The sequence below is a fragment of the Alcanivorax sp. HI0044 genome, assembly GCF_001634945.1.
Map to the genome: position 1 here is coordinate 1 of NZ_LWEZ01000361.1, position 853 is coordinate 853.

Here is an 853-nt window from a genome sequence, read left to right on the forward strand (position 1 = left end):
GTGTGTGTGCCACCTGTTACGGTCGTGATCTGGCCCGTGGTCATCAGGTGAATGTGGGCGAGGCTGTTGGTGTTATTGCGGCGCAGTCCATTGGTGAGCCGGGTACCCAGCTGACCATGCGTACCTTCCACATTGGTGGTGCGGCAAGCCGGGCCTCTGCGGTGTCCAGCATCCAGATCAAGCACGGCGGTAAGGTGCGTTTCCACAATGCCAAGCACGTGCAGCACAAGGATGGCCTGGTGATCGTGTCACGTTCTGCTGATCTGGCCGTTGCCGATGAGCTGGGCCGTGAGCGTGAACGTTACAAGCTGCCCTACGGTGCCACCGTGACCGTGAATGAAGGTGACGAAGTGGGTGGTGGTCAGGTTGTTGCAACCTGGGATCCACACACGCACCCGATTATCGCGGAAGTGGAAGGTAAGGTTCAGTTCGGTGATATGGAAGAAGGTATCACTGTAAACCACCAGACCGACGAGCTGACCGGCCTGACCAATATCGAAGTGCTCGGTTCCCAGAATCGCCCGTCTGCCGGTAAGGACATGCGTCCGGTAATCCGGGTAGTGGACAGCAAGGGCAAAGCCGTTGTGATGCCCAACACTGATATGCCGGCGCAGTACTTCCTGCCGGGCGGTGCGCTGTGTGGCCTGAAGGATGGCGCCAGCATCGGTGTGGGTGATGTGATTGCGCGGATTCCCCAGGAATCCTCCAAGACCCGTGACATCACTGGTGGTTTGCCCCGCGTTGCGGATCTGTTCGAAGCCCGTAACCCGAAAGAAGCCGCCATCCTGGCCGAGAAGACTGGTACCGTGTCCTTCGGTAAAGAAACCAAAGGCAAGGTTCGCTTGGTGATAAC

General features: G+C 58.4%; 1 pseudogene. It reads left to right on the forward strand.

The features are described from left to right. A pseudogene (locus tag A3730_RS04415) lies at nt 1-853 on the forward strand (DNA-directed RNA polymerase subunit beta'); the annotation flags it as partial.